The sequence below is a fragment of the Bradyrhizobium sp. CCBAU 45384 genome, from assembly GCF_028128665.1.
Lineage (GTDB): Bacteria > Pseudomonadota > Alphaproteobacteria > Rhizobiales > Xanthobacteraceae > Bradyrhizobium > Bradyrhizobium manausense.
The window spans coordinates 177624-190964 of sequence record NZ_LBIZ01000107.1; the positions used below are offsets into that span (position 1 = coordinate 177624).

Annotated in this window: 12 protein-coding genes and 1 pseudogene; 6 read left to right on the forward strand and 7 right to left on the reverse strand. The window is 62.0% G+C overall.

From position 1 onward, the window contains the following. Position 1 precedes the first annotated feature (1 nt). The 3 genes from XH80_RS18415 to ggt all read right to left on the reverse strand — a co-directional run bounded on the left by XH80_RS18415 (position 2) and on the right by ggt (position 3393). Entirely contained in the window at positions 2-1018 is a 1017-nt protein-coding gene (locus tag XH80_RS18415) for an FAD binding domain-containing protein (RefSeq protein ID WP_271599768.1), read from the reverse strand. A 4-nt stretch (positions 1019-1022) separates the two neighbouring features. Beyond that, on the reverse strand, positions 1023-1586 hold the full coding sequence (locus tag XH80_RS18420; RefSeq protein WP_220003971.1) for a (2Fe-2S)-binding protein: 564 nt from the start codon (positions 1584-1586) through the stop codon (positions 1023-1025). Positions 1587-1806: 220 nt separating this feature from the next. Then, a complete protein-coding gene (gene ggt / locus XH80_RS18425; protein ID WP_271599769.1) occupies positions 1807-3393 on the reverse strand; it encodes a gamma-glutamyltransferase in 1587 nt (528 codons plus the stop codon). Positions 3394-3576: 183 nt separating this feature from the next. Here ggt and trhO point away from each other — a divergent pair, with 183 nt between their 5' ends. Further along, the gene (trhO, locus tag XH80_RS18430) at positions 3577-4344 is read left to right on the forward strand and encodes an oxygen-dependent tRNA uridine(34) hydroxylase TrhO (protein WP_220003973.1); all 768 of its coding nucleotides are present in this window, start codon (positions 3577-3579) and stop codon (positions 4342-4344) included. Then, entirely contained in the window at positions 4334-4552 is a 219-nt protein-coding gene (locus XH80_RS18435; RefSeq protein ID WP_220003974.1) for a SlyX family protein, read from the forward strand. Before trhO ends, XH80_RS18435 begins: the two co-directional genes overlap by 11 nt. 6 nt (positions 4553-4558) lie before the next feature. On the opposite strand, the gene XH80_RS18440 is transcribed toward XH80_RS18435, so the two are convergent. Next, positions 4559-6463 carry a diguanylate cyclase gene (locus tag XH80_RS18440; protein ID WP_271599770.1) on the reverse strand — a complete coding sequence of 635 codons (1905 nt, stop codon included), beginning with the start codon at positions 6461-6463 and terminating at the stop codon, positions 4559-4561. A gap of 167 nt (positions 6464-6630) precedes the next feature. Further along, positions 6631-6846 carry a hypothetical protein gene (locus XH80_RS18445; RefSeq protein WP_220003976.1) on the reverse strand — a complete coding sequence of 72 codons (216 nt, stop codon included), beginning with the start codon at positions 6844-6846 and terminating at the stop codon, positions 6631-6633. 112 nt (positions 6847-6958) lie between these two features. Here XH80_RS18445 and hemE point away from each other — a divergent pair, with 112 nt between their 5' ends. The 4 genes and pseudogenes from hemE to XH80_RS18465 all read left to right on the forward strand — a co-directional run bounded on the left by hemE (position 6959) and on the right by XH80_RS18465 (position 11286). Further along, positions 6959-7993 carry a uroporphyrinogen decarboxylase gene (hemE, locus tag XH80_RS18450; RefSeq protein ID WP_271599771.1) on the forward strand — a complete coding sequence of 345 codons (1035 nt, stop codon included), beginning with the start codon at positions 6959-6961 and terminating at the stop codon, positions 7991-7993. A gap of 183 nt (positions 7994-8176) precedes the next feature. Beyond that, on the forward strand, positions 8177-9808 hold the full coding sequence (locus XH80_RS18455) for a sensor histidine kinase (protein ID WP_271599772.1): 1632 nt from the start codon (positions 8177-8179) through the stop codon (positions 9806-9808). A gap of 440 nt (positions 9809-10248) precedes the next feature. Continuing rightward, positions 10249-10989: pseudogene (locus tag XH80_RS18460) on the forward strand (serine hydrolase domain-containing protein). A 36-nt stretch (positions 10990-11025) separates the two neighbouring features. Then, positions 11026-11286: a hypothetical protein gene (locus XH80_RS18465; protein WP_220003980.1), complete on the forward strand. Its 261-nt coding sequence runs from the start codon at positions 11026-11028 to the stop codon at positions 11284-11286. A 244-nt stretch (positions 11287-11530) separates the two neighbouring features. Here XH80_RS18465 and XH80_RS18470 read toward each other — a convergent pair whose 3' ends face one another. Together XH80_RS18470 and XH80_RS18475 are read right to left on the reverse strand one after the other, a co-directional pair. Further along, positions 11531-12049, reverse strand: a complete 519-nt coding sequence (locus tag XH80_RS18470) for a protein phosphatase CheZ (protein WP_271599773.1) — start codon at positions 12047-12049, stop codon at positions 11531-11533. Positions 12050-12366: 317 nt separating this feature from the next. Continuing rightward, entirely contained in the window at positions 12367-13317 is a 951-nt protein-coding gene (locus XH80_RS18475; protein ID WP_271599774.1) for a sensor histidine kinase, read from the reverse strand. Positions 13318-13341: the final 24 nt, after the last annotated feature.

Here is a 13341-nt window from a genome sequence, read left to right on the forward strand (position 1 = left end):
GTCACATCTCCATCATTACGGCCTGCTGGAGCGCACGCGCCACCACGCGCTTGCCGAGCGCAATCTTGAAGCTGTTGTGCTGGCGCCCCTTGGCCTCAGCGAATGCAGCATCGGCGGCGCGCTGCGCCAGACCGTCGTCGAATTTTTGTCCCTTCAGCTGCGCCTCCGCCTCGCGAGCGCGCCAGGGCACGGTCGCGACGCCGCCAAGCGCCACGCGCGCGTCCCGGATCGTCCCACCCTGCACGTCCAGCGCAACCGCAGCCGAGGACAGCGCAAACTCATAGGATTGCCGGTCGCGCGCCTTCAGATAAACCGAGCGGGGCCAACGGCCGGAAATAAGAAAGGCCGAGATTAACTCGCCTGGCTGCAGCGTCGTCTCGATCTCGGGCGTGTTGCCGGGAGCCTTGTGGAGCGCCGCAAATGGCATGCTGCGGGTGCCAGACCTGCCGGCAACCTCGACCGTGGCATCCAGCGCGATCAGCGCCTGGGCGAAATCGCCGGGGTAAGTCGCGATGCACTGATCGGAGATCCCGAGCACCGCATGCATGCGGTTGATGCCGTCCATCGCGGCACAGCCGGAGCCGGGATTGCGCTTGTTGCAATTTTCATAGGAGACATCGCGAAAATAGCTGCAACGCGTCCGCTGCATCACGTTGCCGCCGAGTGTCGCCATGTTGCGGAGCTGGGCGCTGGCGGCGAGCTTCAGGGAATTGGCGATCACGGGATAATTGCGCTGGATTTCGTCATGCGCGGCGACGTCGGACATCTTTGCGAGGGCGCCGAGCCGCAGGTCCTCGCGACCGGGCGAGATCGCCGACCACCCCTGCGCGAGCGGATTAATGTCGACGATCGCGGCGGGCCGCATCACGTCGAGCTTCATCAGGTCGATCAGCGTCGTTCCGCCGGCGAGCGGCTGGGCCGAGGCCTGCGTCAACGGCTTGTTGGCGGCCGCAGCGGCGCTAAGCGCCTGCACGGCCATGTCGGGGTCTGTCGCCCTCTGGTAAGAAAATGGTCGCATTCGCCTAGCCTTTCATGATCTCGGGCGCGGCCTGCTTCACCGCAGCGACGATGTTGGGATAGGCGGCACAGCGGCAGATGTTGCCGCTCATGTATTCGCGGATGTCGGCATCGCTGCCGGCATGTCCCTCCTTCACGCAGGCAATCGCCGACATGATCTGACCGGGCGTGCAATAGCCGCACTGGAACGCATCGTTGTCGATGAAGGCCTGTTGCATCGGGTGCAGGCGGTCGTCGGTGGCGAGGCCTTCGATGGTCGTGATCTCCTGCCCTTCAGCGGCCAGTGCGAGCGTCAGGCACGACACCACGCGCCGATCGCCGATCAGCACCGTGCAGGCACCGCACTGGCCGTGATCGCAACCCTTCTTGCTGCCCGTGAGCTTGAGATGCTCGCGCAGTGCGTCCAGCACCGTGGTGCGCGGATCGAGACTCAGACGCTTCTCCTGACCATTCACCCGCAGTGTGACGTCGACGGGAAGCGCCGGATCCTGCGCCACTGCCGCTCGTGCCTCCTGCACGGTCGCGCGCGCGGTCAGCGGAACGAGCGCGCTGCCGGCAGCACCTGCCATGAAGGAACGCCTATCGTATCCGGATGATTGGGAACTTGGATGATCGGACATGGACGGCCTCCGCCGCTTCGACAACAAGGCAGCGCGCGCCTGCACCGCTCATCGCCCACCAACTTTGGGCCACGAGCTCCGTTCCGAACGGAAAAGGGCGACGCGGCCGATGCCGCGCCGCCCTCCGTCAACTTTTCCTGATCTTGTTGCGAGGAACCTCGCGCGACGATCAATAGCCGAGCGCGCAACCGTCCTTGCGCGGATCGGAACCGCCGGTCAGCGTGCCCTTGTCCCAATCGATCCAGATCGCCTGGGCGCCGCCGAGCGGGCCGACCACGCTGGTGGTCTTGTGGCCAAGCTTCTTCAAGCCTTCGACGACCGCCGCCGGCACGCTGTCCTCGAGCTGGTACTGGCCCTCGTAGTGCAGGCCTCGGGGCATGTCGATTGCCTCCTGCACGTCGCAGCCATAGTCGAGAACGTTGGTCAGCACATGGGTCTGCCCGGTCGGCTGGTACTGGCCGCCCATCACCGCGAACGACATCGTGGAACGGCCGCCCTTGGTGAGCAGGCCCGGCATGATCGTGTGCAGCGGGCGCTTGCCGCCTTCGATACAGTTCGGATGGCCCGGCTGGATGCGGAAGCCGCCGGCGCGGTTCTGGAACAGCACACCGGTCTTGTTGGAAACTATGGCCGAGCCGAAGGAATGCGCGACCGAGTTGATGAACGAGCAGACGTTGCGATCCTTGTCCACCACCGTGATGTAGATGGTCGAGGGATTCATCGGCGGCGCGACATTGGGCAGGTCGAGCATGCCGTCCATGCGGATCTTGCTGATGTATTCGTCCGCAAAGCCCTTCTCGAGCATCTCGGCAACGTTGATCCTCATGTGGTCGGGAGAGGCGACATGCATCTCCCGGTTCATGTAGGCGATGCGCGCAGCTTCCGCCTCGAGATGGAAGCGCTCGACGCTGACGGGCGCGTATTTGGTGAGGTCGAAGCGCGACAGGATGTTGAGCATCAGAAGTGCGGTCACGCCCGGACCGTTCGGCGGGCACTGCCAGACGTCGTAACCCTTGTACATGGTGCCGATCGGCGTCGTGACTTCGGTGGTGTGCGCGGCGAAATCGTCGAGCGTATGCAGGCCGCCGATGCCGCGCAGGGTCTCGACCATATCCTCCGCGATCTCGCCCTCGTAGAAGGCGTCGCGGCCGTCCTTGGCGATCGCGCGCAGCGTCTTGCCGAGCTCGGCCTGGCGGATGACATCGCCGGCGACCGGCGGCCTGCCGCCCGGCAGCAGGTAACGCACGGCGTTGGTACCGTTCTTCAGCTTCTCGAACTGGTTCTTCCAGTCGAAGGCGATGCGGGGCGCGACGACATAGCCTTCCTCCGCAGCCTTGATCGCGGGCTGGAGCAGACGGTCGAAACCGAACTTGCCGTGGTCGCGCAGCACGGTCGCAAACGCATCGATCACGCCGGGGATCGAGACCGCATGGGCCGAGGTCAGCGGCACGGAATTGATCTTGCGCTCGAGATACCAGTCGGCGTTGGCGGCCTTTGGCGCCCGGCCGGAGCCATTATAGGCGATGATCTTGCCCTCGCCGCGCGGTTGGATCAGCGCAAAACAATCGCCGCCAATGCCGGTCGACTGCGGCTCGATCACGCCGAGCAGCGCTGAACCCGCGACAGCCGCGTCCACCGCCGTGCCGCCCTCGCGCAGCACCTCGATCGCGGCAAGAGAAGCCTGCGGATGCGAGGTCGCCACCATCGCGTTGGTAGCGTGGACCGTGGACCTGCCGGGGAAATGGAAGTTTCTCATCGAAGTTTTGCTCTCTCAGCACCGTGGGACGCGCGCCGCGCCGTCTCGGAAAAACCGGACCTTCATGACACATTCCGGGCCGTCCGGGCAATGCTGGCATACCAGGGAAATGGCTGCCATTCCCTGGGAATAGAGCTGTGCGTTGCGGGTTTTCTGGGCGCCGGCCGCCTGCTAAACGGGCGCATGATTTACAAGGTCTGCGCCTTCTACCAATTCGCTGCCCTGCCCGATTTCCGCGAGCTGCGCGAGCCGCTGCGGGCGTTCTGTGCCGGCCTGTCCCTTAAGGGCAGCGTGCTGCTGGCCCATGAGGGCATCAACGGTACTATCGCCGGGTCGGCCGACGCAATTGACGCCTTCGCCCATGAGCTCGCACATGGAGCTATGTTCGGCGGCCGTCTGAACAATCTCGAGCTGAAATGTTCGACAGCCGAGGCGATGCCGTTTGGCCGGCTCAAGGTGCGGCTGAAGAAGGAGATCGTCACGCTTGGCGATGCGGCCGCCGATCCGACCCGGCAGGTCGGCATCTATGTCGACGCGCGCGAATGGAACGCGCTGATCACCTCACCCGACACGCTGGTGCTCGACACCCGCAATGCTTTCGAGGTGGCGATGGGGACGTTCGAGGGTGCGGTCGACCCCGACATCAAGAGTTTTGGCCAGTTCAAGGACTTTGCCGCTCAAAAGCTCGATCCGGCCAAGCATCGCAAGATCGCAATGTTCTGCACCGGCGGCATCCGCTGCGAGAAGGCAAGTTCGCATCTGCTGGCGCGTGGCTTTGCCGAGGTCTACCACCTCAAGGGCGGCATCTTGAAATATCTGGAAGAGGTGCCGGAGGCGCAGAGCCGCTGGCGCGGCGAATGTTTCGTATTCGACGAACGTGTCGCGCTTGGCCATGGTCTGCAGGAAATTGGTCTCCGCGAACGGGATGAGGGGCACGCCGGTGACGAATGACATCAAGACGCTTGCCGAACGCATCGACGCGCTGGAGATGCGCCTTGCCTATCAGGACGACACCATCGAGACGCTGAACCAGACCATCACCGCGCAGTGGAAGCAGATCGATGCGTTGACGCGGAAGGTCGCAGAGCTCGGCGAGCGGCTGCAGGACGCCGAGACCAACGCGCCGGGCCCTGCCAACGAGCGCCCGCCGCATTATTGAGCGCGATTACTGACCTGACGCTCTGGGCAACAGGTTCATGACCTCGCCGGACATCATCAGCCGGTCGCGGCCGGCATCCTTGGCGGCGTAGAGCGCGCGGTCGGCGGCCTCCACCAGCGAGCTCGTGCCCGCGGTCCGCTCCACCGCCGGCCGGCAAGCCGCGCCGCCGACCGAGACGGTGACGCATGGCCCTGCCGGATTGGAGGCATGAACCAGGCCGGCATCGCGGATGGCGTTGCGGATCCGCTCACCGAGCCGGGCGCAACCGGCGGCATCGGTGTTCGGCAGCAGCATGGCGAATTCCTCGCCGCCATAGCGGGCCGCGAGATCGCCGCCCCTCTGCACCTCGGCCGCAATGGTCTTTGCCACCACGCGCAGACAGGCATCACCCGCGGGATGGCCATATTCGTCGTTGTAGGCCTTGAAGTGATCGACGTCGATCATCAAGAGGCCAAGGCTGGAACGGTCGCGATACGCGCGCGCCCATTCCTCCTTCAGCCGCTCGTCGAAGCGGCGGCGGTTCGCAAGCCCGGTGAGGCTGTCCTCGATCGCCAGGGTCTCGAGCCTCGTCTCCAGATTCTTCTGCTCGGTGATATCGCGCGAGATCGCGACCACGCCGTCGACAGTGCCGTTCTCCTTGCGCGTCACGTGCATGGTCGATTCCAGCCAGACCTCGGACTTCTGCCGGTGCACGTTGCGGTAAGTGACGCGCGCTTCTTCCGTCTCGCCACGCTTCATGGCATCGATGATGGCCTGGACGTGCGGGCGGTCCTCCGAATGGATTCCGGCGAGCGCCTCCGTGCCGATCAGCTGATTGGGCCGCCAGCCGACGACGCGGTTGGACGATGGCGAAACATAGCGCAGCCGCTCGTCGAGCCCGATGCGGGTGACCATGTCGCTGGAGCCTTCGGCGAGCAGGCGGAAATGCGCCTCCTTCTCGATCAGGGCCGCCGCCATGCGCTGGCCGCGCTGCAACTGCCGCACCAGCACCGCGCCGATGATCGCGATCAGCATCACCAGCGCGAGCACATACAGCATGCGCGAAATCGCCGCAGCCCGCCACGGCGCCAGGAGCTCGTCCTTGTCGACGGTCGCGAGCACAAGGAGCGGGTAGCTGCTGCTGCGCTTGAAGAAACTGACTCGTTGGGCGCCATCCAGCGGCGACTTGAAATGATAGACGCCGCTTGGTCGCTGTAGGCTCGGGTCGCGAAACAGCGGCCCGTCGGCGACGCTGCGTCCGACGAACCGCTCGTTGCTCGGATTGCGCGCGATGATCAGGCCGTCGCCATGCACGAGCGCGATCGAGCTGTTGCGCCCGATCTCGAACTGCTCGTAGAAGTGCGAGAGGTAGCCCGCGCTGATCGTTGCGAGCACGACGCCGCCGAAGCTGCCATCCGGCTTGTTGAACCGGCGTGACAGCGTGACGATCGATTGCCCGTCGAGCAGGCTCTTTACGGGATGACCGACATAGGCCTCGCGCTTCGGCGAGAGCTGATGGTGACGGAAGAACGTATCGTCGCTGAGCGTCGATGCGATGGCACCGGGCGAGGTCAGCCAGTTACCCTGGTCGTCGATGATGGCGAGGCTGTGGATGCGCGCGACCGCCTTCTTGCGGGCATCAAGGATGCTGCCGAGTTTGGCGATCGTGGACGGGTCAGTGCCGTCTATCTCGAGACGGCTGACGACACCTACAACGCCCGAATCCAGCAAATCGAGGCTGTCCTCGGCGTGCTGCGTCAAGGAGCGGGCGACGTTCGCCATCTCGGTCTCGGCACCCCTGAGCACCTGATCGCGCGCGGTCCATTCGCGCCAGCCGCTGACGCCGAGGATCGCGACGCAAGTGAGCACGACGAAAGCCGCCGCGCGCAACGGCAGGCGGCTCCATCCGGCTCTCAGTGAGGCGACGTTCATGCGACAGAATTCTCCAACGGGGGGGAAATTCTGCCGCTTCTCTTAGTGAACTCTGAAGCCCTGACAGCGATTCGCATTCATCTACGGGCTTTTCCGTACTCCTACGGACCGGGACTTCGGCAGATCACTAACAAGGTCTTAGCAAACCTGTCGGAAACTCGCGGTCCCTAGCTGAAGATCGCCTTGACCTTGTCCCACAGGGAAGGATTGTCGGCGTCCGCATCGGCCTTCGAGGGCGTCGGCTGCGTGACGCTGACCGGATCGGAGGCGGGAAAGCTATCCTTCAACCCGGTGTCGAGCTTGGCGTGGCGATCCGCCGCGAGGGCTTCGCGCAGGTCCTCGGCATGCTTGTCATGCGGCGCGGGATTGAATGTCTGGGCCATGCAATTCCTCCTCCATTGGCGGGGTCAACGCGGCGCATTTGCGCTGGTTCCCCTGTTCCGCTTCCGCCCGCGGCGGTATATCAGGAACCTCAACTCTGCATCAGGACGATCAGTGCCCCAGTCTGCGACAAAGCCCTTCATCGACGTGCTCTCCGGCCAGCGGCAAGCCGTGCCGCCTTTGTGGATGATGCGGCAGGCGGGCCGCTATCTGCCTGAGTATCGCGAGGTGCGCGCCAAGACCGGCGGCTTCCTCGATCTCTGCTTCAATCCGGAGCTTGCCGCCGAAGTCACGCTGCAACCGATCCGAAGGTTTGGCTTCGATGCGGCGATCATCTTCTCGGACATCCTGGTGATCCCCCATGCGCTCGGCCGCGCGGTGCGGTTCGAGGTCGGCGAAGGTCCGCGGCTCGAGCCGCTCGATGATCCGGCCAAGGTCGGAACGCTCGCCGCGCAGGCCGACTTCGGCAAGCTGCAGCCGGTGTTCGACGCGCTCAGGATCGTGCGCGGCGCGCTCGACCCAAAGGTGGCGCTGATCGGCTTCTGCGGCGCGCCGTGGACGGTTGCGACCTACATGGTCGCGGGCCACGGCACGCCCGACCAGGCGCCGGCGCGGATGATGGCCTACCGGCACACCGAGGCGTTCGCGAAGATCATCGACGTGCTCGTCGAGAGCTCGATCCAATATCTGCTGGCGCAACTCGAAGCCGGCGCCAACGCCTTGCAGATCTTCGACACCTGGGCTGGCGTATTGCCACCGGCCGAATTCGCCCGCTGGTCGACCGAGCCGACGCGGCGCATCGTCGACGGCGTGCGCGCCAAGGTGCCTGATGCGAAGATCATCGGCTTCCCGCGCGGCGCCGGCGCGCAGCTGCCTTTCTATGTCGAAGGTACCGGCGTCAACGCCGTCAGCATCGACTGGACCGCCGAGCCCGCCTTCATCCGCGAGCGGGTGCAGAGCCGGGTCGCGGTGCAGGGCAATCTCGATCCGCTGGTGCTGATCACGGGCGGCGCGGCACTCGACCGCGCGGTCGACAACGTGCTGGCAAATTTTGCGCAAGGCCGCTTCATCTTCAATCTCGGCCACGGCATCCAGCCGGAAACGCCGATCGCCCATGTCGAGCAGATGATCAGGCGCGTGCGGGGGTGACAACAAAAGCCGCGAAAACAACCCCATGCACAGTACAAATCATTGGAGAATTCGCGCCGCACCTAATTTGATTTTTCCGAATATCGTTTGACCCGTCGGGCAAAACAGATGTAGGATGGCATCATCCCGCTGGTCGTAATTCGCAGGCTGTCAGCGACCGGTCGACGTAGACGAGGCGACCGTTTGATCTGTGATGACGCACCGCAACGCGATGGACCGACGGGCAAAGCTGATGTCGCTCGGTCGGCAGAGCAAGATTTCCCCTTGGTTTTTGCAAACTTGCCTGCCGACAGGCATCATCAGACTGTGGCAACCGGAGTGGCGTTCCTGCTGGTTGCGGCGGCAGTGGCAATTGCGCCGTTCGCAAGTATTCAACTGGGTCGGATAGATGCCTTTATCCCGGTCCTGCAAACAGCCTTGGCCATTGCGGATGGCGTAACCGCATCTCTTCTGTTTGCACAATATGCTATCCAGCCGCAGCGGGCCCTTCTTGCTGTCGCGAGTGCTTACATTTGCAGCGGCTCGTTCGCATTTCTGCAAACCCTGTCATTCCCTGGCGGCTACGCTCCCAACGGTCTTATCGGTGACGGCCTGAACACGCCGGGTTGGTTGTACGTTCTCTGGCACACGACGTTTCCGGCGGCGATCCTGATCTACGCGCTTACCAAGCATACGGATGGAGCCGAGCGGCCCAGGGGATCGATCAGGGCAACAATCCTAGCCACTGTTGCGGCGGTCATGTCGATGGTTGCGGTACTGACTTGGATCGTAGCGACAAAGGCGCAATATCTTCCCAGCTTTTACACCGACGACGTCAGGCAACAGACGCAATTCGGCAACCAGATCAATCTGGTTTTGGCGCTATGGGGAGCGACAACTCTCGCTGTTCTGCTTTCTCGCCGACATACGATCCTTGATCTGTGGTTACTTGTGACATTGCTGGCTTGCATGCCGAACTTCCTGGTGGCGATGTTCGCCAGCTCGGTACGATTCAGCGTCGGCTGGTACGCTGCGCGCGGCTTTGTGCTTGTCAGCAGTTGCATGCTTCTGGTGGTCTTGATCATCGAAACGATGCTGCTTTATTCTCGTCTTGCCAGTGCCATTGCACTGCAGCGACGCGAGCTCGCATATCGGAATTTAAGCATACAGGCTGTCACGGGCGCACTTGCCCATGAGCTGAGAAGTCCCTTGGCGGCCATCACACTGAATGCCAACACGGCGCGTCTCCAGCTGCGATCGGCGCCAGTCAATGTCGCGGACATCGAAGAACTACTTGGTGACATCGAAGCCGACGGCCTGCGGGCAGGCGCAATCATTTCCAGTATTCGAGAGCTGACCACAAAGGGAGTCCATCAAGGTACGTCAACCAACCCTGCAAGTTCGGCGCAACTCGCCTTGCGGTTGCTCAAACACGATCTTCGGGCTGAGGGAATCACCGTAACTGCGGAGCTGGAACATGACCTGCCGGACGTGAGCATAGACGGGTTGGAGCTCCAGCAGGTACTCCTAAACCTTGTCAGGAATGCCATGGATGCGATGAAGGCGCGCCCTGCGGCGGCAAGACTTCTGCAGCTCAAGGCCAGCTTCGATGGTCAATCGAACGTAGTTGTATCCGTCCACGACTCCGGACCCGGAATTCCTGACCAATACCGAGAGCGAATTTTCGATCCATTCTTTTCCACCAAATTGGAAGGAATGGGCCTGGGGCTCGGCATCTCGGCAAACTTGATTGAAAAGAACGGAGGCAAGCTGAGACTTGGAAAGTCGAGTTCAGAAGGTTCGGTCTTTGAACTAGTGCTGCCTGTCGCAGGATGAATATTGCGACGTTCGATTCAATCAAAATTGGCTTTCCACCCTAAATCCTTTTTTGCCTCTCCACCGAGAGTTCCTCACAACCACGATAATGGCGTTTTCAGCTCTAACATTATCAAAAGGCAAGAACGCCTGGGTGCTTATGATGCGATACCTCGCTGAATCCGCACTCAATGGCCTGACTTCGAGTATCAAGGCTGCACATAAATCCGGTTGCCTCGCTTATCTTACCTAGCCATTCGGCGCGGTGACGCTGGCCGAGACGCTAGGACGGGTCCGAACGTAGCGACAGTTCTTTTGCACGCCGAGGCCTGCGCTTGCGCAACGCGTCGATTGCGAGATGCGCATAGTCGGCGGCATCCCGACTGCCAATCATTTCGGTCTCTTCGAGGGTCCAAACCAGATATTGAACAGCGGCCTCGGTGTCATCGTTAAGATTGGTTATGCCTCTCATTTCGACTTTCTGCTACAAAGACAGCGGTCTTTGGAAACTCCTTCAAGTGTCTCATTTTTCAGCATCAGCCCTTGAACAGCTCATTGCCGACGCGCGGGTCCCCGGTCTGTCCATGGCGATCGTAAGGGATGGTCAGGCAACAACGCGAATTACTGCCGGTGTCCGCAACTCGCACGACAGGATTGCAGTCGATCCACAAACGGTCTTTGCGGCGGCCTCGCTGTCCAAGCCTCTATTCGCCTACTGTGTTCTCCGACTCGTCGGTGCGGGTAAGCTCACACTCGACGCCCGGTTGTCGCAATAGGTCCCGGACTATGTGGCAGACGATCCCCGTGCGGCCACCATCACCATACGCCACGTCCTAAGCAACACATCTGGACTTCCCAATTGGCGTTCGGCCGAACATCCGCTCAAGACCTACTTTGTTCCGGGGGAGCGCTTCAGCTATTCCGGCGAGGGCTTCGTTTGGCTTCAACGCGTCGTCGAATCGGTCACCGGCGAAGACCTCGATACAACTATCCGTCGTTTGATCTTCGAACCGCTCGGCATGAATCGATCAAGCTATGTTTGGCAGTCAGCATTCGAAACGAACCATGCGGCCCCGCACGACGCGGAAGAAAAGCCCGGCACGACAATCAGGCGGCTCGTGCCCAACAGTGCGGCTTCGTTGCTGACGACGGCGGAGGACTACGCTCTCTTGCTGACGGCAGTGTTGTCGGGGACAGGATAAAAGCGAGAAGCCGCTAGCGATTGGCTCGAACCACAGGTGCGCATCCAAGACGCGCAGATTGCATGGGGACTCGGCTGGGGTCTTGAGACAGATACCAGCGCCTTTTTTCAGTGGGGCGACTGCGATCGCGGGAGATTTAAGGCCTTCGCGATGGGCTCGCAGCAACAAGGATGCGCGATCGTCGTGCTGACCAACGGCTTTCATGGCATGGCGATCATGCCCAATTTGGTCGGCGCAGCCCTGCCCGGTCCCCACCCGGCTTTTTCGTGGCTGGGCTATCCGGCGTTTTCTGGATAGGTGACCTGGTCCGCATTCAGGCTCATCCCAACACGTCGATGGCGAAACCGAGGTGACAAATCGGATGTCGGCGTATGGGTCCGTAGTTGACCTTGCTCAGCATTGCGGCACGGACCGGTTTTGGCCCCAAGCCGACGTGGACACCCCGCCCTCAGACCCGCTTTGGAATGAGCCTCAGGAAAACCCGGCCAAAGAAGCAAGTCTCCGCAAGTGAACCGGTTAAGACGAAACTGGTGCCATCTGTTTACGCGAACAGCTTGTCGATGTCGTCCTGGGAAATCGCCGCGCTCGGCCGCTGTGGGCCCTGCAGAAAGTCCGGGGCGCTTTGGACGGCAAGCTCGGCGGCCAGCCGTGCCAGCTCATCTTTTCCCCACATGCGGACCAGCCTGTTGATGTGATCCTCCATAAACTGCAGCGACTTGATCACTCGAGTGATCCGCTGCCCTGTAAGGTCCTGAAATGCGCAAGCCTCGAACACCTTGTTTGAGCTATTGGCGATCTCATCGCATACTGACGCGGCGGTCGAATCGTTGACGCTCTGCAACTTCGCGACGCTGGCGCCGATTGCCTCCATGCTTTCGAGGATCGCATTTCCAGCTGCCTCCGTGTTCTCGACGATCGCGTCGAGCGTGTCTGTCATCGTCGCGAAACTGCCCTTGCTGTCGCCTTGAAGAGCGGCAAATTCCCGCCGCATGCTGCTGATGTGGCCGAACATTTCGACCAAGAGCGTTTTCAGCATCCTCTCTTCTTCTGGCGCAATCATCAGAGATCTCCGAATTCCGGGGCAAAACGTCGCGATCAGGGCTGTCCCTACGCGGCGAGGTTGCCCTTAGAGCGACGCGCGAGGTCAGCCCAAGCCAAAGCAACCCGAAGCCACTTCTGGCGTTCAGCCGGGCAACTCGCGGCAATGGCTTTCCTCATTGCAGCGAGGGCTTCTGCTTCCTGGTCAGGCTCCCGCATCATGAGCGTGATCATTCCCAAAAATTGTTAAAGCTGATGAAATTCGACACCCCGGGAAAATACCGAACGAAGAGAAGGTTCTCGGCGCCTGGCGGAGCTGACGCTCGCTTCCGTAGCGAACTATCGGGGATGCGCCCGCACCCGGACCTTGAGGCCGGGATCGAGCCGTTGGTAGGACGTTTCGCCTTCGAGCTGTTGGGCCAGCAGCTGAACGATGCGCGACCCCAATCCGCCCGGCTCTTTCCCCTCCCGCAGACCTACGCCGTTGTCGGAGACCGAGAGCTCGATGCCGCTGCCACTCGAGAACGCGACCGCGATGTGGCCGGGTCTGTCGCCGGGAAAAGCATACTTGATCGCGTTCGTCACAAGCTCGTTCGTGATCATGCCGATCGCGAGCGCGTGATTGCTGGCGAGGTCGACGTCCTCGCAGACCACCTGGAAAGCGATCGGTCCGGAAGGAGCCAAGGACTGGAAGACCTTCTCGACGACGTCGTTCAGGAAATAGCGCATGTTCACCGAGCGAGAATCTCGTTTGGGCGAAAGGTGGTCGTAGACCTCCGCCATCACCTGCAACCGACGGGCAGTGGCTTCCAGAGCGGCCTCGACTTCGGGACCGCCGTGCCTTGCCTGCAACCTGATCATCCCGCCGAGGATCGCCAGGTTGTTCTTGGTCCGGTGGGCCATCTCTTGCAGAAGCAAGGCCTTGGTCTTGTCCGCCAGCATGACCCGCCGCAGTTCGGCGCGCTCGAATTCGGCGACAGCGGCCGTCCCGGCTGCGGTGATCGCGAAGAGCGCATTGGGCGCGAAATAGTCGATGCCGTTGCTGCCGGCATAGCTGAGATAGGCGCCGACCGCGACGGCGATGATCGCGGCGAATATTCCGGACCCGCGGTCGAAGATCAGGCCCGAGAGAAACACGCCGGGGAGCAGCAGGAAATACCCCGGCGAGCCGGTCTGCATCTGCAAGACCATCTGCAGTACGGCGCAGCCCAGCATCATTGTCGCCGAGACGCCGTACCGGACGGGAGTCGGAAGCCGGTGCTCAAGAACGAGCGGATAGAGCCTGTTCATGAATTGAAAAAACGCCTGTCGCCG

Excerpts from the sequence above, each read along its gene's own strand:
- XH80_RS18470 (WP_271599773.1), bottom strand. The coding sequence starts at position 12,049 with ATGATTGCGCCAGAAGAAGAGAGGATGCTGAAAACGCTCTTGGTCGAA.
- XH80_RS18415 (WP_271599768.1), bottom strand. The coding sequence starts at position 1,018 with ATGCGACCATTTTCTTACCAGAGGGCGACAGACCCCGACATGGCCGTG.
- XH80_RS18420 (WP_220003971.1), bottom strand. The coding sequence starts at position 1,586 with ATGGCAGGTGCTGCCGGCAGCGCGCTCGTTCCGCTGACCGCGCGCGCG.
- XH80_RS18475 (WP_271599774.1), bottom strand. The coding sequence starts at position 13,317 with ATGAACAGGCTCTATCCGCTCGTTCTTGAGCACCGGCTTCCGACTCCC.
- XH80_RS18445 (WP_220003976.1), bottom strand. The coding sequence starts at position 6,846 with ATGGCCCAGACATTCAATCCCGCGCCGCATGACAAGCATGCCGAGGAC.
- trhO (WP_220003973.1), top strand. The coding sequence starts at position 3,577 with ATGATTTACAAGGTCTGCGCCTTCTACCAATTCGCTGCCCTGCCCGAT.
- ggt (WP_271599769.1), bottom strand. The coding sequence starts at position 3,393 with ATGAGAAACTTCCATTTCCCCGGCAGGTCCACGGTCCACGCTACCAAC.
- XH80_RS18440 (WP_271599770.1), bottom strand. The coding sequence starts at position 6,463 with ATGAACGTCGCCTCACTGAGAGCCGGATGGAGCCGCCTGCCGTTGCGC.